General features: G+C 72.1%; 19 protein-coding genes and 2 pseudogenes. 6 read left to right on the forward strand and 15 right to left on the reverse strand.

All coding sequences use genetic code 11. The annotated features are described in order from the left end of the window. Nucleotides 1–95 precede the first annotated feature (95 nt). From ACLU3S_RS18520 to ACLU3S_RS18550, 7 genes are all read right to left on the reverse strand, one after another. Nucleotides 96–602 (reverse strand): hypothetical protein, encoded by a 507-nt coding sequence (locus tag ACLU3S_RS18520; protein WP_413953000.1) that lies wholly within the window; start codon nt 600–602, stop codon nt 96–98. A 184-nt stretch (nt 603–786) separates the two neighbouring features. Further along, nucleotides 787–1,470: a uracil-DNA glycosylase gene (gene ung / locus ACLU3S_RS18525; protein WP_413953031.1), complete on the reverse strand. Its 684-nt coding sequence runs from the start codon at nt 1,468–1,470 to the stop codon at nt 787–789. Between the two features lie 106 nt (nt 1,471–1,576). Next, complete coding sequence (locus ACLU3S_RS18530; RefSeq protein WP_413953001.1) at nt 1,577–3,151, reverse strand: ABC transporter substrate-binding protein; 1,575 nt, start codon at nt 3,149–3,151, stop codon at nt 1,577–1,579. A gap of 187 nt (nt 3,152–3,338) precedes the next feature. After that, a complete protein-coding gene (locus tag ACLU3S_RS18535) occupies nt 3,339–4,106 on the reverse strand; it encodes an SDR family oxidoreductase (RefSeq protein WP_413953002.1) in 768 nt (255 codons plus the stop codon). A gap of 12 nt (nt 4,107–4,118) precedes the next feature. Next, nucleotides 4,119–4,880 carry a 3-oxoacyl-ACP reductase FabG gene (gene fabG, locus ACLU3S_RS18540; protein WP_356305361.1) on the reverse strand — a complete coding sequence of 254 codons (762 nt, stop codon included), beginning with the start codon at nt 4,878–4,880 and terminating at the stop codon, nt 4,119–4,121. A gap of 147 nt (nt 4,881–5,027) precedes the next feature. After that, nucleotides 5,028–5,477: a DUF3037 domain-containing protein gene (locus ACLU3S_RS18545; protein ID WP_413953003.1), complete on the reverse strand. Its 450-nt coding sequence runs from the start codon at nt 5,475–5,477 to the stop codon at nt 5,028–5,030. Then, nucleotides 5,474–6,238: a HipA family kinase gene (locus ACLU3S_RS18550; RefSeq protein ID WP_413953004.1), complete on the reverse strand. Its 765-nt coding sequence runs from the start codon at nt 6,236–6,238 to the stop codon at nt 5,474–5,476. Before ACLU3S_RS18550 ends, ACLU3S_RS18545 begins: the two co-directional genes overlap by 4 nt. A gap of 169 nt (nt 6,239–6,407) precedes the next feature. Between ACLU3S_RS18550 and ACLU3S_RS18555 the strand changes: the two genes are divergently transcribed. Continuing rightward, the gene (locus ACLU3S_RS18555; RefSeq protein ID WP_413953005.1) at nt 6,408–6,902 is read left to right on the forward strand and encodes a Rieske (2Fe-2S) protein; all 495 of its coding nucleotides are present in this window, start codon (nt 6,408–6,410) and stop codon (nt 6,900–6,902) included. A gap of 6 nt (nt 6,903–6,908) precedes the next feature. On the opposite strand, the gene ACLU3S_RS18560 is transcribed toward ACLU3S_RS18555, so the two are convergent. Together ACLU3S_RS18560 and ACLU3S_RS18565 are read right to left on the reverse strand one after the other, a co-directional pair. Further along, the gene (locus ACLU3S_RS18560) at nt 6,909–7,541 is read right to left on the reverse strand and encodes a cysteine hydrolase (RefSeq protein WP_413953006.1); all 633 of its coding nucleotides are present in this window, start codon (nt 7,539–7,541) and stop codon (nt 6,909–6,911) included. A gap of 168 nt (nt 7,542–7,709) precedes the next feature. After that, nucleotides 7,710–8,366, reverse strand: a pseudogene (locus ACLU3S_RS18565) (transposase); the annotation flags it as partial. A gap of 229 nt (nt 8,367–8,595) precedes the next feature. Here ACLU3S_RS18565 and ACLU3S_RS18570 point away from each other — a divergent pair. Then, complete coding sequence (locus tag ACLU3S_RS18570) at nt 8,596–9,066, forward strand: pyridoxamine 5'-phosphate oxidase family protein (protein WP_413953007.1); 471 nt, start codon at nt 8,596–8,598, stop codon at nt 9,064–9,066. Nucleotides 9,067–9,069: 3 nt separating this feature from the next. Here the strand turns inward: ACLU3S_RS18570 and ACLU3S_RS18575 are convergent, their stop codons facing one another. Beyond that, nucleotides 9,070–9,972 carry a LysR family transcriptional regulator gene (locus tag ACLU3S_RS18575; RefSeq protein WP_413953008.1) on the reverse strand — a complete coding sequence of 301 codons (903 nt, stop codon included), beginning with the start codon at nt 9,970–9,972 and terminating at the stop codon, nt 9,070–9,072. 73 nt (nt 9,973–10,045) lie between these two features. Between ACLU3S_RS18575 and ACLU3S_RS18580 the strand changes: the two genes are divergently transcribed. Then, nucleotides 10,046–10,984, forward strand: a complete 939-nt coding sequence (locus ACLU3S_RS18580; RefSeq protein ID WP_413953009.1) for a DMT family transporter — start codon at nt 10,046–10,048, stop codon at nt 10,982–10,984. 200 nt (nt 10,985–11,184) lie between these two features. On the opposite strand, the gene ACLU3S_RS18585 is transcribed toward ACLU3S_RS18580, so the two are convergent. Continuing rightward, nucleotides 11,185–12,516 (reverse strand): aminotransferase class I/II-fold pyridoxal phosphate-dependent enzyme, encoded by a 1,332-nt coding sequence (locus ACLU3S_RS18585; RefSeq protein ID WP_413953010.1) that lies wholly within the window; start codon nt 12,514–12,516, stop codon nt 11,185–11,187. Between the two features lie 48 nt (nt 12,517–12,564). Between ACLU3S_RS18585 and ACLU3S_RS18590 the strand changes: the two genes are divergently transcribed. Then, nucleotides 12,565–13,245, forward strand: coding sequence for a pyridoxamine 5'-phosphate oxidase family protein (locus tag ACLU3S_RS18590; RefSeq protein WP_413953011.1), 681 nt, complete (start codon nt 12,565–12,567; stop codon nt 13,243–13,245). On the opposite strand, the gene ACLU3S_RS18595 is transcribed toward ACLU3S_RS18590, so the two are convergent. Together ACLU3S_RS18595 and ACLU3S_RS18600 are read right to left on the reverse strand one after the other, a co-directional pair. Continuing rightward, nucleotides 13,242–14,282, reverse strand: coding sequence for an EamA family transporter (locus tag ACLU3S_RS18595; RefSeq protein WP_413953012.1), 1,041 nt, complete (start codon nt 14,280–14,282; stop codon nt 13,242–13,244). The genes ACLU3S_RS18590 and ACLU3S_RS18595 overlap by 4 nt on opposite strands. A 74-nt stretch (nt 14,283–14,356) precedes the next feature. Continuing rightward, the gene (locus tag ACLU3S_RS18600) at nt 14,357–14,938 is read right to left on the reverse strand and encodes a Clp protease N-terminal domain-containing protein (RefSeq protein WP_413953013.1); all 582 of its coding nucleotides are present in this window, start codon (nt 14,936–14,938) and stop codon (nt 14,357–14,359) included. Nucleotides 14,939–15,274: 336 nt separating this feature from the next. On the opposite strand from ACLU3S_RS18600, the gene ACLU3S_RS18605 reads away from it, so the two are divergent. Further along, nucleotides 15,275–15,703 carry an SRPBCC family protein gene (locus ACLU3S_RS18605; protein WP_413953014.1) on the forward strand — a complete coding sequence of 143 codons (429 nt, stop codon included), beginning with the start codon at nt 15,275–15,277 and terminating at the stop codon, nt 15,701–15,703. A gap of 123 nt (nt 15,704–15,826) precedes the next feature. Here the strand turns inward: ACLU3S_RS18605 and ACLU3S_RS18610 are convergent, their stop codons facing one another. Both ACLU3S_RS18610 and ACLU3S_RS18615 read right to left on the reverse strand, forming a co-directional pair. Beyond that, nucleotides 15,827–16,444: a PadR family transcriptional regulator gene (locus tag ACLU3S_RS18610; RefSeq protein WP_413953015.1), complete on the reverse strand. Its 618-nt coding sequence runs from the start codon at nt 16,442–16,444 to the stop codon at nt 15,827–15,829. 414 nt (nt 16,445–16,858) lie between these two features. After that, nucleotides 16,859–17,746: pseudogene (locus ACLU3S_RS18615) on the reverse strand (hypothetical protein); the annotation flags it as partial. Between the two features lie 127 nt (nt 17,747–17,873). On the opposite strand from ACLU3S_RS18615, the gene ACLU3S_RS18620 reads away from it, so the two are divergent. Then, nucleotides 17,874–19,367, forward strand: a complete 1,494-nt coding sequence (locus ACLU3S_RS18620) for a metallophosphoesterase family protein (RefSeq protein ID WP_413953016.1) — start codon at nt 17,874–17,876, stop codon at nt 19,365–19,367. Nucleotides 19,368–19,382 lie beyond the last annotated feature (15 nt).

Consider the following 19,382-nt stretch of genomic DNA (forward strand, 5'->3'; position numbering starts at 1 on the left):
GCTGGCGCAAGGACAGCCCGGAGGCGGTGATCTGCGAGCAGGCCTACGGCCACTGACCCGTCGCGGGACGTCCGGCGCCCTTCCCGGCCGAGCGGCTAGCCGGGCCGCTGCCGCGGCGGCCCCCACGGCTCGCCGCCCGCCGCGCCGCCCTCGTCGAGCCTGAGCTCCAGGCGGCCGATCGCCGCCCGTACGCCCTCGCCGTAGCCGTCGTCCGCCAGGGAGCCGGCGGCGGTGCGGGCGTGGCGCAGGTGGCTGCGTGCGGCGTCGGGGCGGCCCAGCTTCGCGTAGTCGGCGGCCAGGTTGAGGTGCAGGGAGGGCAGGAAGCCCCGCACGCACGCCGGGTCGCCGTCGGCCAGTTCCCCTGCCGCCGTCAATGCCCGCAGGTCCCAGGCGAGTTCGTCGGCCGGGTCGTCCTGGGTGTCGGCGAGGTAGTGGGCCAGGGTGCAGCGGTGCAGCGGGTCGCCGTCCTCGCCGACCTCCGCCCACAGGGCGAGGAAGCGGCTGCGGGCCTCCTCCCGGTCGCCGCCGTGGTGCAGCATCACGACCTGCCCGATCCGCGTCAGCACGGCATCCGGTGCCGTCCGTTCCCGTCGCTCCGCCACCGCGTCCTCCGGCCGTCGTCCGCTGTCTGCTCCCGACGCTAACCGGCGGCACCGGTCTTTCCGGTCAGGCGGCCCCGAGCGGGCCCCATCACAGGTCAGTCACGGACAGTCACCGGCATGCCACGCGCCCGGAACCGGACCCCTCGGCCCGGGGGCCCGGCACGGCCGGGCCCCCGGCGCCGGATCAGCCCAGGTCGGGGATGCGCCAGTCGATCGGCTCGTGGCCCTGGCGGGCGATCGCCTCGTTGATCCGGGTGAAGGGGCGGGAGCCGAAGAACTTCTTCGCGGACAGCGGCGAGGGGTGCGCCCCCCTGACCACGGCGTGCCGGGACTCGTCGATCAGCGGGAGCTTCTTCTGGGCGTAGTTGCCCCACAGGACGAAGACCGCCGGGTCGGGGCGGTCGGCGACCGCGCGGATCACGGCGTCGGTGAACTTCTCCCAGCCCTTGCCCTTGTGCGAGTTGGCGACGCCGGCCCGCACCGTGAGCACGGCGTTGAGCAGCAGGACGCCCTGCTTGGCCCAGGGCATCAGGTAGCCGTTGTCGGGGACGGGCAGGCCCAGCTCCACCTCCATCTCCTTGTAGATGTTCCTGAGCGACGGCGGCGTCTTCACGCCGGGGCGGACCGAGAAGCACAGGCCGTGGCCCTGACCCTCGCCGTGGTAGGGGTCCTGTCCGAGAATGAGGACCTTGACCTTCTCGTACGGCGTCGCGTCCAGGGCCGCGAAGACCTCCTCGCGCGGCGGGTAGACGGGCCCCCTCGCCCGCTCCTCCTCGACGAACTCGGTCAGCTCCTTGAAATAGGGCTGCTGCAGTTCGTCGCCCAGAACCCCGCGCCAGGATTCGGGCAGCATGGCGATGTCGGTCACGTCCACGTCCTCACGATGTCAGTCAACTACGGCGTGCGGCACTTCCAGTGCCTCAGAACCTACCGCCGCCCACTGACAACGCGTGCCGCTACGCCCCTGCACCCCCTCACCAGCTGGTCTTGCGGTGCAGCATCCACATCATCATGATCGTCGAGGGGTCGAGTGCCTGCTCGCCGCCGGAGATGTCGTCGCTGGCCGCCACGAACTGCCGCCCCTGCCACAGCGGGATCAGCCGGGAGTCGTTCACGATGATCTGCTGGGCCTGTTCCATGTCCTTGACCGTCTGGGCGCGGTCGCTCTGGGCGCGGGAGTGGGGCAGCAGCGTGTCGGTGATCTCCTTGGCCGGGTACGGCGTGCCGAGCGCGTTCTTGTCGCCGACGAACGGGGCGATGAAGTTGTCCGCGTCGGGGAAGTCCGGGAACCAGCCGCGCCCGAACACCGGGTACTCGCCCTTCTGGTAGCCGACCACGTAGGTCTTCCAGGGGCGGCTCTTGAGCGTGATGGTGAACAGCCCGGAGTCGTCCAGCTGCCGCTTCAGCTCCTGGAACATCAGGGCCGTCTCGGAGCCGTAGCGGTCGGTGGTGTACCAGAGGGTGAGCGGGACGCGCTGGTGGATGCCCGCGTCGGTGAGGGTGCGGCGGGCCTTGGGGACGCTCGGGTCCCCGTAGTCGTCGAAGAAGCTGGTGGTGTGGCCGGTCAGGCCCGCGGGGACCATGGAGTACAGCGGGACGACCGTGTCCTTGTAGACCTTGTGGGCGATCGCGCCCCGGTCGACGACCTGGGCGACCGCCTTGCGCACGGCCAACTGCTTGGCCCAGGGGTCCTTCGGGTTGAACACCAGATAGCTGATGTCGATGCCCGCGCCGTCGATGAGCTGCAGGTCGGAGTTGCCGTGCTGCTGCAGGGCGATGATGTCGTCGGCGGCGAGACCGCGGTAGGTGACGTCGATCTGCTTGGCGCGCAGGGCCTTGACCATGGCGGCCGAGTCCTGGAAGTAGCGGATGGTCACCGCGTCGTTCTGCCGCTTGGCGAAGCCCTTGTAGCTGCCGTTGCGCACCAGGACGGCCTGCTTGCCCTCCTCGTAGGACTGCAGCCTGTACGGCCCGGAGCCGTCGACCCCGCTGTCCTTGCGCAGGGAGCGCGCGGGGTAGTCGCGCGGATCGACGATCGACATGGCGGGGGTGGCCAGCACGAACGGGAAGGTGGCATCCGGCTTGTTGAGGTGGAAGACGACGTCGCGGTCGCCCGAGGTGTCCACCCGGTCCAGGCTGCCGAGCAGCCCGGCGGGGCCGCTGGGTGCGTTGATGGCGCGGATGCGGTCGATGGAGTACTTGACGGCCTGGGCCGTCAGCGGGTCGCCGTCGGCGAACTTCATGCCCGAGCGCAGCCTGCACCGGTACGTGCGGCTGGAGTCGGTGAAGGAACAGCTCTCGGCCGCGTCGGGCTGCGGGGTGGTGGCACCGTTCGGGTAGGCGACGAGCGTCTGGAAGATGTTCCGGTACAGCTCCCAGGAACCGTCCCAGGCGCCGGCCGGGTCGAGAGTGCTCGGGGCGCTGGTCGTTCCCACGACGATCGGACCCTTGCCGCCCGTGTCACCGTCCGACAGCAGACTGCACCCGGCCACCAGGGATATGGACGCGATCGCCGCGACTCTCCGCAGGAATCGTTTCCGGTTGAACACGCGCACGCTCCTCGATCTGCCATACCAAGGGTCGGCAGACCATACCGCAGCGTCGGGGCGCCCGAACCACCCCTGAAACAGCACTTATTGATCGATTGAGCGGTGACGACGTTGTCATTCGCCAATGCGACCGCTGTGCGGTACTCCGGGCGCCGATCCGTCCGAAAATCGGCGCCCGGATTGGTATTCAGCCCACGCCGGCGTTGAGGAAGATGCCGCCGTCCACGACGAGAGTCTGACCGGTGATCCAGTCGGACTGCCCGGAGGTGAGGAAGGCGGCGGCGCCGCCGATGTCGGACGGCACGCCGAGCCGGCCCAGCGGGTAGGCCGAGGCCGCCTCCTCCTCGCGGCCCTCGTAGAGGGCCTGCGCGAACTTGGTCTTGATCACCGCCGGGGCGATCGCGTTGACCCGGACCCTGGGCGCGAACTCGTGCGCCAGTTGCTGGGTCAGGTTGATCATCGCCGCCTTGCTGACGCCGTAGGCCCCGATGAACGGCGAGGGCGCGAGTCCCGCGACCGAGGCGATGTTGACGATCGCGCCGCCGTTGTCCTTCTGCCAGGCGTGCCAGGTCTTCTGGGCGAAGCCGAGCGCGGAGATCACGTTGGTCTCGAAGACCTTGCGGGCGACGCCCAGGTCGAGGTCGGCGATGGGGCCGAACACGGGGTTGGTGCCCGCGTTGTTGACCAGGAAGTCGAGGCGGCCGAAGGCCTCCATGGTGCGCTCGACGGCCTCGGCCTGGTGGTCCAGGTCGTGGGCCTTGCCGGCCACGGCGAGGACCCGCTCGGCGCCGAGCTTCTCGACGGCCTCCTTCAGGGCGTCCTCGTTGCGGCCGGTGATGCACACCCGGTCGCCGCGCGCGACGAGGGCCTCGGCCACGCCGTAGCCGATGCCGCGGCTCGCGCCGGTGACGAGCGCGACCTTGCCCGAGAGCTCGGGGAGTTCCACGGAAGTCATGTACCCGATTCCTTAGTTGAGCGGTCCGCCGGCGACGTACAGCACCTGGCCGGAGACGAAGCCGGCCGCCTCGCCGGTGAAGAAGGCGATGGCGTTGGCGATGTCCTCGGGCTCACCGACGCGCTGCACGGGGATCTGGGTCGCGGCGGCCTTCTTGAAGTCCTCGAAACCCATGCCGACGCGGTCGGCGGTGGCCTTGGTCATCTCGGTGGCGATGAAGCCCGGGGCGACGGCGTTGGCGGTGATGCCGAACTTGCCCAGCTCGATGGCGAGGGTCTTGGTGAAGCCCTGGAGGCCGGCCTTGGCGGCGGAGTAGTTGACCTGGCCGCGGTTGCCGAGCGCGGAGGAGGAGGACAGGTTGACGATCCGGCCGAAGCCCGCGTCGACCATGTGCTTCTGGACCGCCTTGGTCATCAGGAAGGAGCCGCGCAGGTGCACGTTCATGACGGTGTCCCAGTCGGAGACGCTCATCTTGAACAGCAGGTTGTCGCGGAGCACGCCCGCGTTGTTGACGAGGATCGTCGGGGCGCCCAGCTCCTCGACGATGCGCGCGACGGCCGCCTCGACCTGCGCCTCGTCGGAGACGTCGGCGCCGACCGCGATCGCCTTGCCGCCGGCGGCGGTGATCTTCTCGACGGTGTCCTTGCAGGCGGCCTCGTCGAGGTCGATCACGGCGACCGCGCGACCCTCGGCGGCCAGTCGTACGGCGGTGGCGGCGCCGATGCCGCGCGCCGCGCCGGTGACTACCGCGACCCGCTGTTCAGTGGTGGACATTGCTGCTTCTCCTCGCCCTTGAGAGAACCTGTCGGGTCCTTCGGGAGGACCCCTGATGCGGTGAGCGACCGCTTAGTACCTTCGGCACACGTGACGCTAGAAGCCCTGGCACCCGGTGTCAACGGCACACCGCACCGGTGTGATCCATTACCTCACCAGGAGGTCCAGCAACCGCTCCGTCTCGGCGGCCGGGTCGGTGGTCAGTCCGGTGTGCACGGGGCCGGGCTGGACGACGGTGGACCGGGGTGCGATCAGCCAGCGGAAGCGCCGCCCGGCGTCGTCACGGGAGGCCTGCCCGGCCTCCGCCCCGCCGGCGCACACCTTCTCGACGGCGCCGAGCGCGGCCCGGATCCCGGCCACGTCGGCCCGCGGGTCGAGGGCGCGCAGCCGGGCCTCGTCCAGATGGGTGCGGGCGCCGACGTAGGCCCGGGCGCGGCAGTAGACGACCACGCCCGCGTTGATGCACTCGCCGCGCTCCACGCGGGGGACGACGCGCAGCAGCGCGTACTCGAACACGTCGCGGTCGCCGCCCTGACCCGCCCGGGTGATGTGGCGCTCGGTCACATGGCCTGCCATGTGGATGTGGGTCTCGCTCACTTGGCGCCCTCCAGGCCGGTGATGCGCCCGTGGACGACGGCGGCCCGCGCGAGCAGTGGCCGCGCGTAGGCCCGGCGCAGTTCGTCCGGGGTGTCGAAGCCGGGCTCGTCGGCGAGCCACGCGTCCGGGATCTCCGCGGTGACCTCGGCGAGAAGGTCCTCGGTGACCCGCGGCGCCAGGGTGGCCGCCGCGGCGGCGACGTCGGGGGCGAAGCGGGCGAGGGCGTGGTCGGCGGCGTCGTACGGGCGGGCCGCGGAGGCCGAAGCGGAGGGCCAGTTGTGGTGCCAGATCATGGTGGCGCCGTGGTCGATCAGCCACAGGTCGCCCTGGTGCACCAGGAGGTTGGGGTTGCGCCAGGAGCGGTCCACGTTGTTGACCAGCGCGTCGAACCAGACGATCCGTCCGGCCTCCGCGGGGTCCACCGGGAAGGCGAGCGGGTCGTAGCCGAGGGCGCCGGAGAGGAAGTCCATGCCGAGGTTGGTGCCGCCGCTGGACCGCAGCAGGTCCTGCACCTGCTGCTCGGGCTCGCCGAGCCCGAGGACCGGGTCGAGCCGGACGGTGACCAGACGCGGCATCCGCAGGCCGAGCCGCCGCGCGAGTTCGCCGCACACCACCTCGGCCACCAGGGTCTTGCGGCCCTGCCCGGCGCCGGTGAACTTCATGACGTAGGTCCCGAAGTCGTCGGCCTCGACGAGCCCCGGCAGCGAGCCGCCCTCACGCAACGGCGTGATGTAGCGGGTCGCGGTGACTTCCTTGAGCATCGCCCCAGGTTACTGGGGGGTGCGGGTTCCGTCCGACCGTCGCCGCACAGCCGCGAGGCACGGCCGGCTCGTCGCGGACGGCAAAGATCCGGGTGTCCGTCTGAACAGGTGGCGGCCGGGGGCCGTACCCCTGAGCGGATCACGAGAAACTCCGCGAAAGGGAACCCACATGACCAGCGCATCGCCCCAGCCCGCAGCGGGACCGGCCCGCCGTACCGTCATGGCGGCGGCCGGAGCGGCCGGGCTCGCCGCCGCGCTGACCGCCTGCGGTTCGAGCGACAACTCGGCCGACACCGTCGACACCGGGGCCGGTTCCTCCGGCTCCACCGCGTCCGGCGGCTCCACCGGAGGGCAGGCCGGCGGCGACTCCGCCGGGGGCGCCGCACTCGCCAAGACCTCCGACATCCCCCAGGGCGGCGGGAAGATCTTCAAGGACAAGGGCGTGGTGGTCACGCAGCCCGCGGCCGGCACGTTCAAGGCGTTCTCGGCCACGTGCACCCACCAGGGCTGCACGGTGGGCAGCGTGGCGAACGGCGTGATCGTCTGCCCGTGCCACAACAGCCACTTCTCCGCCGAGGACGGCAGCGTGAAGCAGGGGCCGGCGACCCGGCCCCTGCCCGCCGCGAAGATCACCGTCGCCGGCGACGAGATCAAGATGGCCTGAGCCGGCTCAGCTCCGTTCCAGGCTGCCGAGCACCGCGTCGGTGGTCGTGACGGTGGCGACCAGCGCGAGGGTGTGGCGGACCATCGCGGGGGTGTAGTCGGCCGGCACTCCCGCGATGGCGTCGGCCGGGACCACGGCGGTGTAGCCGAGGTTGACGGCGTCGAAGACCGCGTTGGGTATCGCCACGTTGGCCGAGACCCCGGTGACGACCAGCGTGCGGCAGCCGAGGTTGCGCAGCAGGGCGTCGACGTCGGTGCCGTGCAGCGGGGACAGCCCGTGCAGCCGTCGTACCACGAGGTCGTCCTCGGTCACCTCGATCGGGGGCGCCACCCGCACGGCGGTGCTGCCGGTCAGCTGCCGCACCGGGAGCCGTTCGGCGGCCCGGAACAGCCTGGCGTTGCGGCTGGCGCCCCGGCCGTCCGGGCGGCGCTCGGCGATCGCGTGGATCACCTGGACGCCGGCTTCGTGAGCGGCGGCGACCAGCCGGGCCACGTTGCCCAGGGCGCCGGAGGAGCGGGCCTCACGGGCGAGTTCGGGCAGCGCGCCGTCCGGGCCCACCACGCCCCGCTGGCACTCCACGGTCAGCAGGACGGTGCTCGCGGGATCGAGGGGTTCGCCGAGCCGTTCGTACGCCGCCATCGCGCACCCTTTCGCCGTAGCCGAAGGCCGGGCGGCGAGAGTAGCCATCTGAGGTGGCGGGCGGAAGCCGGGGCGTTCCCTTTTCTGACGTGATGTCAGAGGATCAACGGCAACAGGAGAGTTCCTCTGGCACGACGTGGAAGAAGAGGGGGCTTCCCAATGCTGAAGTCAAGCCACCGCAGCGACAGGGGGTGTGACTTGGTAGCACCGTCGGTCACGGATCAGGGCCCACAGAACGTTGACGCGTCGGCGGGCCAGGGCGAGTACGGCCTGGGTGCGGCGTTTACCCTCCGCGCGTTTGCGGTCGTAGAACGTCCGCGAGTTGGGGTCGAACTGGATGCTCACCAGGGCCGAGGCGTAGAAGACCCGTTGCAGGCGTCGGTGGTAGCGCTGCGGGCGGTGGAGGTTGCCGCTGATCTTGCCCGAGTCGCGCGGTGCGGGGGTGACTCCTGCGAAGGCGGCGAGGCGGTCGGGGCTGGGGAACGCGTCCAGGCTGCCGCCGATGGCGACGAGGAACTCCGCGCCGAGGACCGTGCCGATGCCGGGCAGGGACTGGATCACTTCGGCGAGTTCACGTTCGCGAAACCGGCCCTCGATGAGCTTGTCGGTCTCGGCGATCTTCTCGTTGAGGGCCATCACCTCCTTCGCGAAGGTGAGCACCATCTTGGCGATGGCCGTCTCGCCCGCGACGGCGGTGTGCTGCCGTTCGGCGGCCTCGACGGCCTTCGCGGCCAGGGCCTCGGCGTTGCGGACCTTGCGGTTGCGCAACCAGGTGGCCACCCTGCGCAGGCCGGCGCGGCGGATGGCCGCCGGGGTCTGGTAACCGTGCTCCAGCTCATCGTTCGTGCAGTGCGTACCACAGACGACCCCGCCGGCATTGCTCTACACAGCGACCTGTTCGCAGTTCCCAATCGGCGGCCGAGCCGTCATGGGGAGCCGGGCGGCCAAGCCACCTGAGCCATGGTCGGCAGCCGCATGAAAGCCACACCCAGCTCCCCTGGGTGCCACAACCCTACGAATGGCTGGGGCAGACCCAGGAAGAAGGTAGAGCCGCATGACCGTCACACAGCAGCGCCGGGGCCGGAAGATCATGATGACGCCCGGCGAGCTGGACGATTTCCTCACCACCCAGCGCACCTGCCGGGTCGCGACCGTCTCCGCCGACGGCGCACCGCACGTGAGCGCGCTGTGGTTCGCCTGGGACGGCACCTCGCTGTGGCTGTACTCGGTGGTGCGCAGCCGGCGCTGGGCCCAGCTGCGCCGCGATCCGCGAGTGGCGGTGGTGGTCGACTCGGGCGAGGAGTACGACCAGTTGCGCGGGGTCGAGCTGTCCGGCCGGGTGGAGTTCGTGGGCGAGGTGCCGCGCACCGGGGAGCTGTGCGCCGAACTGGACACGGCAGAGACGCTGTTCGCACGGAAGAACTTCGGGCTGGACGAGATGCCGCACGACGGCCGGCACGCCTGGGCGCGGCTCACCCCGGAGAAGATCGTCTCCTGGGACTTCCGGAAGCTGGGCGGGCGGTAGGGCTCAGCCCAGTTGGTGCGCCGCCACGCGGAGCGCCTCGACCGCGGCGCGGATCGAGGGCCGGCGGTCGGCGTCCGCCCGCCAGACCACGTACACGTGCCGGCGCACGCGCTGCCTGAGCGGCACCAGGACCACGCCGTCGGGCACCGGGTGACGGCCCAGCAGAGGAGCGATGCACACGCCCAACCCCGCGGCCACCAGCCCGAGCTGGGTGTGGGTCTCGCCGGCGCGGTGGCCGACGATCGGCTCGACGCCCTTGGACCGCAGGGTGAACATCAGCCACTCGTGGCAGAACTCGCCCTCGCCCCAGGTGATCCACTCGTCCTCGGCGAACTCGGTGAGGTCGACCTCGTCCCGCCCGGCGAGCCGGTGCCCGACGGGCATCGCCACGTCGGCCGGGTCGTCCAGCAGCGGCGCCTTGACCAGGCCGTCGGGCAGGGGCATCGGTTTGTTGTACCAGTCGAGGACCACCGCCAGATCGAGGTCGCCGCGGACGACGCCCGCGATGCCCTGCTCGGGCTCCAGCTCGCTGGAGCGCACCCGCAGCCCCGGGTGCTCGGCGCGCAGCGCCCCGAGGGCCACCGGGAAGAGGCCGCGGGCGGCGGTCGGGAACGCGGACAGCCGCAGCTCGCCGACCACCTGTCCGCGGTGTGCCTCCAGGTCCGACTCGGCCAGCTCGACCTGCGACAGGATGCGTCCGGCGTGCTCCGACAGCAGCCGGCCGGCGTCCGTGAGCCGCACGCCCCGGCCGTTCCTGGCGAGGAGCTGCTGACCGACCTCGCGTTCCAGCTTGCCCAGCTGCTGGGAGACCGCGGACGTGGTGACGTGCAGCGCGTCCGCGGCGGCGCTGACGGAGCCGTGCCGGGCGAGGGCGTCCAGCGTGCGCAGGCGCTCCAGGTTCAACATGTAAGCGATTCTAAGAGATACTCGGTGAGAAATCTCGATTGTGCTACGAAATTGCCTCCAGCATCGTTGAGGCATGAGCACGGTCGCCGCCACCCGCACCCAGTCGCCCGCCCCGTCCCGCACCCGGCCCCGCCTCGACTGGCGGCTCCGCTTCGGCGCGCTGTCCCTGATCTGGGGTTTCAGCTTCCTGCTGATCAAGGTGGGCACGGACGGGTACGCGCCCTTCCAGGTCACCCTCGGGCGGCTCGTGTTCGGTACGGCGGTACTGGCGGCGGCGATGGCCGTCAAGCGGGAGCGGCTGCCGCGCGGGGGCCGGCTGTGGGCGCACATGGCGGTCGCCGCCTTCTTCCTCAATGCGCTGCCGTTCTCCCTCTTCGCCTACTCCGAGCTGACCATCCCGTCCACGCTGGCCGGCATCTGCAACGCCACGTCGCCGCTGTGGGGCATGGTCCTGTCCCTCGTCGCCCTCTCCGAGGACCGGCCGACCCGGGTGCGTGTGGCCGGGCTGGGACTGGGCTTCCTCGGGGTGCTGACGGTGTTGGGCGCATGGCAGGGCTTCCACGGCCTGGACGCCACGGGCACGGCGATGGCGCTGCTGGCCTCGCTGAGCTACCCGGTCGGCTGGATCCACGTTCGGCGGACGCTGGCCGGGACGGGCAACTCGCACCTGTCGATGACGGGCGGACAGCTGCTGCTGGCGACGATCCAGCTGGCCGTGGTGACGCCCCTGTTCACCAGCGTCCCGGACCACTACGCGCTGGTTCCGCTGCTGGCGATCGCCGCGCTGGGCGCCCTGGGGACGGGGCTCGCGGTGCTGATCCAGTACGGGCTGGTCGCCGAAGTCGGCCCGACGACCGCGCAGATGGTCACGTACTTCATCCCGGTCATCGCCACGGCCGCGGGCGTGGCCATTCTCGGGGAGTCGCTGCGGTGGACCACCCCGGTGGGCGCGGTGATCGTGCTGGCGGGGGCCGCGCTCACCCAGGCCAGGCCCAGGAGGAGCACCTCCTGAGTACCCCAAGGCGAGCATCACCCGCACACCAGCGCCCTGGACCGCGCACCGCCGCAGCCAACGCGCCCGCGAACCGCGCCGGCACCCACCGCACCCCTTGGCGAGCGCCACCCCACGCCCGGCGGCAGACGGACGCCCGGCCACAGCCACCGCGCCCGCGAACCGCGCCGACACGCACCGCACCCCTTGGCGAGCGCCGGCTAGCCGTACACCCGGTCCGGGGACGGGCGTACCGCCGTGGCCACCGCGTCGGCCAGGGGGGTGATGTCCTCGGGGGCGAGGGTGGAGACGGTGATGCGGATGCCGGGCGGGGAAGCCAGGCGGAAGCGGGCGCCGGGAGCCACTGCCCAGCCCGACTGCAGGAGGCGGGCCACCGCGCCGGTCTCGTCCGGGACCGGGACCCAGACGTTCAGGCCGCTGCGGCCGTGGGCGGCGACCCCGCGGGCCGCCAGAGCGGTCACCAGCGCGTCCCTGCGGGTGCGGTACGACCGCGCCACCGCCGTCCGGTCCACCGCGCCGGCGGTCCACAGATGGGCCACCGCGCGCTGGAGCAGCAGGCTGACCCAGCCGGGGCCCAGGCGCTGCCGGCCCCGGACCCGGTCGACGGTGACCGGGTCTCCGGCGAGGACGGCGAGGCGCAGGTCGGGGCCGTAGGCCTTGGCGGCGGAGCGGACGAAGGCCCAGTGCCGGGTGACGCCGGCGAGGGGGTGCAGCGGAAGGTCCACGATGCCGTGGCCGTGGTCGTCCTCGATCAGCAGCGTCTGCGGGTGCTCGCGCAGCACCGCGCGCAGCGCTGCCGCGCGCGAGGCGGTCACGCAGGCGCCGGTCGGGTTCTGGGCGCGGTCGGTGACGATCACCGCGCGGGCGCCGGAGTCCAGGGCGCGGCGCAGGTCGTCGGGGCACGGTCCGTCGTCGTCGACGGGCACCGGGACCGGGCGCAGGCCGAGAGCCGGGATCAGGTCGAGGGTGCTGCCCCAGCCGGGGTCCTCGACGGCGACCGCGTCGCCCGGTTTCAGGTGGGCGGCCAGGACCCGTTCGACGGCGTCGAGGGAGCCGGAGGCGACGGTGAGCGGACCGGCGGCGACCCCGTCGGCGTCGAGTTCCGCGCGGGCGATGCGGATGAGGTCCGGGTCGACGGGATCGGCGCCGTAGAGCACGGGCTCGCGGTCCCCGGCCTCGGCCGCCGCGGCGAGGGCCGGCGCAAGGCGGGGCAGCAGCCGCGGGTCGGGGTTGCCGCCGGCCAGGTCGCGCCCTCCCGGCGGCACCTCCACGCGCAGTTGCTCGCGCCCGGTGGTGGCCGGCCGGGGCCGCACGCGGCTGCCCCGCCGGCCGGCGGTCTCGATGACCCCGCGCTCACGCAGGGTGCGATACGCGGCCGCGACGGTGTTCGGATTCACCCCCAGGCAAGCCGCCAACTCCCGCATCGGAGGCAGGTGTTGGCCCGGCTGCAGCTCCCCGGTGCCCACCGCGCGCTCGACGCCGGCCGCAATCTCCGCTGCGCCGCGCCCTTCGATCCGATATTCTCCTAGCACAAACAGCATTATGCACTAGTACAAATGACCTCGCCATGGAGGGACCCCATGCAGGGCACGACCGCGGAAGCCCAGTCCGACGCCTACGCCCCCACCGCCCGCACCGTGCCCACGCGCTCCGCGCACCGCGCGTCGTACGACAAGGAGCTGGTGCACGCGATATTGGACGAGGGGTACGTCTGCCACCTGGGGTTCGTGCGCGAAGGTGCGCCCGTGGTGCTGCCGACGCTGTACGGCCGGGTCGGCGAGCGCCTCTACGTCCACGGGTCCACCGGTTCCCGCCCGCTGCGGATGACCGGGGACGCCGACCCGGGCCTGCCGGTGTGCCTGACGGTCACTCACGTCGACGGGCTGGTGCTGGCGCGCTCCGCCTTCCACCACTCGATCAACTACCGCTCGGTCGTGGTGCACGGCGTCGCGCACGAGGTCACCGACGCCGAGGAGAAGCGCCTGGCGCTGGACGCCCTGGTGGATCACGTCATGGCGGGGCGCGCCGCCGACTCCCGGCCCGCGAACAAGAAGGAGCTGGCCGCCACCGCGGTGATCCGCCTCGACCTGGAGGAGGTCTCGGCCAAGGTCCGCACCGGCGGCGCCAACGACGAGCCGGAGGACCTGGCCCTGCCGCACTGGGCGGGGGTCGTCCCGCTGCGCAGGGGCTACGACACTCCCGTCCCCAGCGCCGACCTGACGCCCGGTATCGAACTGCCGGACTACCTGGCGGGCCGTTAGGCGCCCAGGGGGCCGGCTCCGCTCGGCCGGCCCTGTGCGGCGGTGCCGCGGGCGGACGGCTGACGTTCCGCGCCACCGGAGGCGACCGGTGCCGCGGTGGTCTTGGCGGGCGTCGAGGACTGGGCGATGAAGGCACCGACCAGGACGATGACGCCCCCCGCGACCTGCGGCGCCGACAGGTGCTCGCCGAGCAGGGTCCAGGCCAGCACGGTCGCGACCACGGCCTCCAGGCAGGCGACGACGCCGGCGACCTGGGGAGAGAGCCGGCGCACGGAGAGCACGCCGGTGACGTAGGCGATCACCGTGGCGACCAGCACGATCCAGACCAGCAGGGCGAGGGCCGGTACGGCGGTGCCGTTCATGTGCGCGGAACCGGCGAGGACGGACCAGCGCATGCCCCAGGGGCGGGCGACCACCGTCAGCACGGCGGCGCCGATGAGCAGGCCGTAGGCGATGACACCGAGTGGGTCCGGCGCCGCGTCGCCCGCGTCGCTGCCCTGGTCGGCCAGCACGAAGTAGCCGACCTGGCAGCAGGCGGCGCCGAGGGCGCACACCAGGCCGAGCGCGTCGAAGCTCAGCCCCGACCAGACCTCCACCACGCAGGTGAGCCCGCCCGCCGCGAGCACCACGCCGAGCGCGGCGGCACGCGTGACGGGCCGGCGCTGCACGAACCGCACCCAGCCCAGCACCAGGGCGGGCGCCAGGTACTCGATGAGCAGCGCCACGCCCACGGGGATGCGGGAGAGCGCGGCGAAGTAGCAGGCCTGGACGCCGGCCACGGCCAGCAGTCCGAACCCGGCGAGCAGCGCGGGGCGGCGGCGCAGCAGCGCTCGGTGCCGTACGGCGAGCGGCAGCATGACCACGGCGGCGCCCGCCACTCGCAGCCAGACCACGTGCAGCGGGTCGAGTCCCGCCTCGATCAACGGCTTCGCGGCCACCCCGGACCCGCCGAAGGCCAGCGCCGAGGCGAGCGCGAGGCCGAGTCCGACGCTCTTGCCACGGCTGCCCTGACTGCTCTCTGACGTATGCACCGGCACATGATGACAGGCGGCGACAGGAGCGTCACCCCCGTTGACACCTGTCTCAGGAGATGGACGGCGAAGCCGCCGCCTCAGCTGTTCGCGCCGCCCTCGCCGGTGCGCTCGCGCGGGTCGGTCTCGATCCTGGCGTTGAGGTCGCGGGCGGGGATGCCGGCGCGTTCGAGCACCTCGACGGCCCGTGACCGCGGGTCGGCGACGAGCGCGGCCAGCAGGTCCAGCCCAGTGGCCCGCGCCTCGCCGCGCTGCCGCGCCCGCTCCCGGGCGTGCGCCAGAGCGGCGGCCGCGGCCGGGGACCGCTCCCCCGCGTCCTTCGCCTCGCCGGCGCCGGCCCGGGGGCCGGGTACGACCGCGATCGGACCCGAGTCCTCCACGGTGCCCTGCCAGCGCAGCCCGTAGCCGATGCTGCGCTGCACGAGATAGCCGAGGAGCCGGGCGAGCTGTGGCGGGTCTCCGACGGCGGAGCGCACCTCGGGGTCGTGCTCGAGAAGGGAGTGCAGCAGGTGGGCGGTGTCGATCTGCCGGTCCCCGTCCCGCACGGCCCTCCGGCGGGCACCGGCGACCACCGCTGCGAGCTCGGCGCCGAGCCCGGCAGCGTCGTCCGGGTGCGGGTTCGCCGCGTCATGGGCGGACAGGCGGGCGGTACGGGGGTGCACATCCCCACCCCATCAGCCACACCGGGCGAAGTCATCCACGGGCGGAACCATTTGTACGTCCCGCACAGAGTGGACGTCGCCGACTGCAATCTCATCCTCAGGTAGGAGATCCGGGCCGATCCGGAGCGAACCGGACCGACGGCCGCGCACGCCGGGCCGATGCGGACCGGGGGACGCGCGCCATCGAGCCGATGCCGGGCCGAAGGACGTGCCACCGAGCCGATGCGCACCGAAGCCGCCGTTCCTGACGGTTCATCAGTATTGAATGTTCGCGGCCCTACGGCTACGTTCCGCGACACCGTATGCCGGTTACGCCCGAACCGAAGGGGTGGTCGCATGGCCGAAGTCAGCGCGGAGGCGCACATCCAGGCACCGGCCGAGAGGGTGTGGACGCAGCTCACCGACTGGTCGTCGTACGCGGAGTGGAACGCCACCCACACCAGCTTCCCCAACGGCGGCCCGGAAAGCCTGGCGGTGGGCGGCACGTTCCAGGAGAACATGAAGCTGATGGGCTTCCCGGCGGAGGTCGACTGGACGATCGAGGAACTGGAGCCCGCCCGGGTGTTCGCCATCCGCGGCAAGGGGCCGATGGCGGTGACCGTCGCCACCCGCTACACGCTCACCCCGGACGGCGACACCACGACCGTCCGCATCGACGGCGAGTTCACGGGCGCCGCGGTGTCGCTGATGGCGGGCAGGCTCAAGGACTCGGCGACGGCCGCCCTGAACGAGTCGCTGCGCAAGCTCGGCGGCCTCGTCTCCTGAGCCCGGGCGCGCGAAGGCGCCCCGCGGTGTGCTCCGCGGGGCGCCCGGATCGTCGTACGAGGACCATCACCCGTCAGCGCCCGCCACTGCCGGTCCGCGCTCGCCAGTGCTCGCCGTTGCCGGTCAGTGCTCGTCGGCGAGGATGAGGTACAGCTTCTTGCGGGCGTCGTTGATGACGGCGAGCGCCTTCTCGCGCTGCTCCTTGCTGCCCGTCTTCCAGACCTGCCCGAAGGCCTCCATCAGACCGAAACCGGCCTGCCGGATCTCACTGAGGGCCTCCCAGTCGATCCCGCGCGAGGCCTCCTCCCAGGGCGCCTCCGGAGCCTCGCCGGCGGCGCTGCGGCCGCTGTCGGTGAGGGAGAACAGCTTCTTGCCGCCCTCGCTCTCGCTGGTGATCAGCCCCTCGTCCTCCAGCAGCTGCAGGGTCGGGTAGACCGAGCCGGGGCTGGGCTTCCAGGCGCCGCCGCTGCGTTCGGCGATCTCCTGGATCATCTCGTAGCCGTGCATGGGCCGTTCCTTGAGCAGGGCCAGGATCGACGCACGCACGTCGCCGCGCCGCGCCCGCCCCCTGGGGCCGCCTCGTCCGCGCGGCCCCCACGGGCCCGGCCCGAAGCCGGGGCCGAACCCGGGACCACCCGGACCGAAGGGGCCGAACGCGGCCCGCCGGGCCTCGAACCCGCCCATGCCGTGCCCGCCGTGGCCCGCGTGCCGATGTCCACGCTCGAATCCATGAGTACGCATCAGGATCACTCCATTCCATCGCTGATCTGTCACGTCTGCATCGCGTATCGTTCGCGATGCCTCAACGATATATCGGCACTGAGGACCTGACAAGGTCCTTGCGTCAGCCCAACTGTCCTGTTGTCCCGTCTCACTGAACCTTGACCGGTTCCACCACTGGTCACGGGCCTGCGGGCGGTCGATCGCCGTAGAGGGTCAAAGGTCAATGAGTGGGGACAGCCCAGCCGTATGCCGGTCATCCGCCTCAGGTCGGCGGCCCTGTGCGCGCGCAGTCCGGGGGGGCGGAGGAGGAGTGGCACGTGGGCAAGGCACGCGCCACAGTCGGCGCACACGGTCTGAGGGCTGCCTGGCGTGACCGGCCTCAGCCTCCGCTCTGTCAGCGTCGACCACGGCGGCGCCGTCTCGGCCGCTCGGTCAAGGTGCAGTGGGTCGGGACGACTTCGCCCGGTCCGGTTTCGCTTCGGTGTACGGCGGGGTGCAGCACCCCTCGCCGGGGACGGGGGCCGCAGCGGCTTCCCGCCGGCAGAAACAGGAAGCCGTGATCGGTACGTCCGCCATCGCGGCGGCGAGTTTCAGCTGCTGCGCCACGATGCCCGCCTCCCCCGTCCTGCCCAGGCGCACCAGGCACTCGTGGAATCCGTGCAGGGACCAGACGTTGCCCGGATGCTGCAGCGGCCGGGGAAGCGTGTCGTCGAGGCCCAGGTCGGCGCGGTAGACCGCCTCGGCCTCCGCGACCCTGCCCTGCTCCAGGAGTAGCGCGCCGTCGGCCATGGGCGGGCTCTCCACGCGCAGCAGTTCCTCGGGCACGGCCTCCTCGAGCCGCCGCGCCGTCTCCAGCGCCTCCCCGAGGCGGCCGAGGACCATGGCTCCGTAGATGCGGAAGTGCAGGTTGTGGCACCGGTAGAGCGTGTAGAAGTTCATCGCGCCGGCCCGGGCGACGTACTTCTCGTCGGCGGCGATGGCCGCGGCGTTGTCGGACAGCACCCGCCGGTAGTCCCCGCAGAGCACCTCCAGGTGCGAGGGCATGTGCTGCAGGTGGCCCGCGTCGGGCACCAGTCCGCGCAGCCGGTCGGCGGCCGTCAGGGCGGCCTCCGGCGTCGGTGACATCTCCATCAGGTGGATGTACATGTGCAGCACGCCCGGGTGCCGGGCGCCCTCCGGTGTCTCCAGCGCCCGCTCCAGCACCTTTCTGGCCTCCGGTGTGCGCGCCCCCTCGGCCGGGCGGCCGGTGCGGATGTCCCACAGCTGCCAGGGGGTGAGGTTCATCAGCGCGTCCGCGTACAGGGTGGCCACGTCCAGGTCGAGGCGCCCGTCAGCCGTTCGCCTCACCGGTGCTGCGCGGAGTGGCGGCTTCGATGAGCATTCCTGGTGCGGCCCCGGTCCCGGGGAACGCCGGTGACCTGGACACGCGCCCGGAGGTACTGCGCCCATGCTTCGTCGGATCGTCGTTCTCGCCGCGGTGGGCGTGCTGGCCACGGGAGTGGCCGCCGGTGCCGCCCCCGCCCGGACCGCGGCGGACGGTGCGGGTCCGCGGCCCCCCGCCACGTCGCCGCCACCGCCCGGTGCGCCCAACAGCGAGGCATGGGCCTGGACACAGCTGACCGGACAGGGAACGCGGATCCGCTACGTCTCCACCGACAGCAGCCAGACCTGTCCTGCCGTCCGCTACACCCTGGGCACGAACAGAAGACCGTTTCCCATGACCCGGGTGAGCACACCGATGGGATCCCAGTTCCCGACGACGGTGTGCGAACTGGCGGTGCCGCTCGGCGCCTCGAACGCGGTGCTGGAGCAGTCGTCCGTCCGGGCGGCCGTCGTGCACCCGGCGAACCGGCAGCTCCCGCTTCCCGACTGGACCTCGACCACACGTCCCAGCAGGGTCGCCGTCATCGGTGACACCGGCTGCGAGGTTCCCGCGGCGGGTCCCGTGCAGGACTGTGCGAACCATCAGACCGGCTGGACCTTTCCGCGGATCGCCGCGGCCGCCGCCGGCAGTACGCGGCCGGACCTCGTGGTGCACGTCGGCGACTACCTGTACCGGGACGACCCGGCGAGGGAGAACGACAAGGGGGCCAACCCCGGCTGCACCACGACCGCCGACCGGGCCGGCTGGGACTGCGTGGTCGCCGACTTCTTCCGGCCCGCCGAGCCGCTGCTGGCCACGGCGCCCGTGGCGCTGACCCGCGGGAACCACGAGGACTGCAACGCGGCACAGCTGGGCGGTGCGGGCGGCGCCTGGTTCCGCTATCTCGCCGACGACCTTCGCGCCAACGGCTCGTGCAGCGTCTACACCCCCGTCACGCCGATCAGGGCCGGCACCCTGAACCTGGTCTCGGTGGACTCCTCGTTCGCCGACCCCAACGACGCGGGAATCACCGCGCAGGCCGGCATCTTCACCAGGCAGTTCGACGCCGTGAACCGGGCCGCCCAGCAGCATCCGGGCAACGACTACTTCCTGCTCACGCACAAGCCGGTGTGGATGGTGAAGGAGGCCGGTACGCCGCCGACGGACGTCAAATGGGTGACGCGCGTACTCGACGCGGCCGTCGCCGGAACCGGCCTGCACCGGCTGGCCGACAATGTGCGGCTGGTGCTCTCGGGCCACATCCACCTCTATCAGATGCTCGACTTCAACACTGCGCGTCCACCCCAGCTCACCGTGGGCTCCTCCGGCGGACCCTTGGACAACGGCCCGGACGACACCAAGGTCGTGGGGAAGATGATCGGGATGCCGCAGCAGGCCGTCCACCAGTCGATCACGCAGGAGCAGACCCCGGGCGGTCTCGGTGTCCCCGGCTACGCGGAACTGGCCGACAACGGCGGCACCTGGAACCTCACCTTCCACGACGCGGCCGGCACGGTCAGGGGCGCGACGTGCGCGCTGGGCTCCAGCACGGCGAACAAGTCGTTCGTGTGTCACTGAGGTGGTGAAGGTCGC

Source organism: Streptomyces sp. AF1A, from assembly GCF_047340315.1.
Taxonomy (GTDB): domain Bacteria; phylum Actinomycetota; class Actinomycetes; order Streptomycetales; family Streptomycetaceae; genus Streptomyces.

What these genes read in the sequence shown, in the direction of transcription:
- ACLU3S_RS18570 (WP_413953007.1), top strand. Translation starts at nt 8,596, where the DNA reads ATGACCGTCACACAGCAGCGCCGGGGCCGGAAGATCATGATGACGCCC.
- ACLU3S_RS18560 (WP_413953006.1), bottom strand. Translation starts at nt 7,541, where the DNA reads ATGGCGGCGTACGAACGGCTCGGCGAACCCCTCGATCCCGCGAGCACC.
- ACLU3S_RS18575 (WP_413953008.1), bottom strand. Translation starts at nt 9,972, where the DNA reads ATGTTGAACCTGGAGCGCCTGCGCACGCTGGACGCCCTCGCCCGGCAC.
- ACLU3S_RS18590 (WP_413953011.1), top strand. Translation starts at nt 12,565, where the DNA reads ATGCAGGGCACGACCGCGGAAGCCCAGTCCGACGCCTACGCCCCCACC.
- fabG (WP_356305361.1), bottom strand. Translation starts at nt 4,880, where the DNA reads ATGTCCACCACTGAACAGCGGGTCGCGGTAGTCACCGGCGCGGCGCGC.
- ACLU3S_RS18550 (WP_413953004.1), bottom strand. Translation starts at nt 6,238, where the DNA reads ATGCTCAAGGAAGTCACCGCGACCCGCTACATCACGCCGTTGCGTGAG.
- ACLU3S_RS18535 (WP_413953002.1), bottom strand. Translation starts at nt 4,106, where the DNA reads ATGACTTCCGTGGAACTCCCCGAGCTCTCGGGCAAGGTCGCGCTCGTC.
- ACLU3S_RS18555 (WP_413953005.1), top strand. Translation starts at nt 6,408, where the DNA reads ATGACCAGCGCATCGCCCCAGCCCGCAGCGGGACCGGCCCGCCGTACC.
- ACLU3S_RS18605 (WP_413953014.1), top strand. Translation starts at nt 15,275, where the DNA reads ATGGCCGAAGTCAGCGCGGAGGCGCACATCCAGGCACCGGCCGAGAGG.
- ACLU3S_RS18610 (WP_413953015.1), bottom strand. Translation starts at nt 16,444, where the DNA reads ATGCGTACTCATGGATTCGAGCGTGGACATCGGCACGCGGGCCACGGC.
- ACLU3S_RS18620 (WP_413953016.1), top strand. Translation starts at nt 17,874, where the DNA reads ATGCTTCGTCGGATCGTCGTTCTCGCCGCGGTGGGCGTGCTGGCCACG.
- ACLU3S_RS18580 (WP_413953009.1), top strand. Translation starts at nt 10,046, where the DNA reads ATGAGCACGGTCGCCGCCACCCGCACCCAGTCGCCCGCCCCGTCCCGC.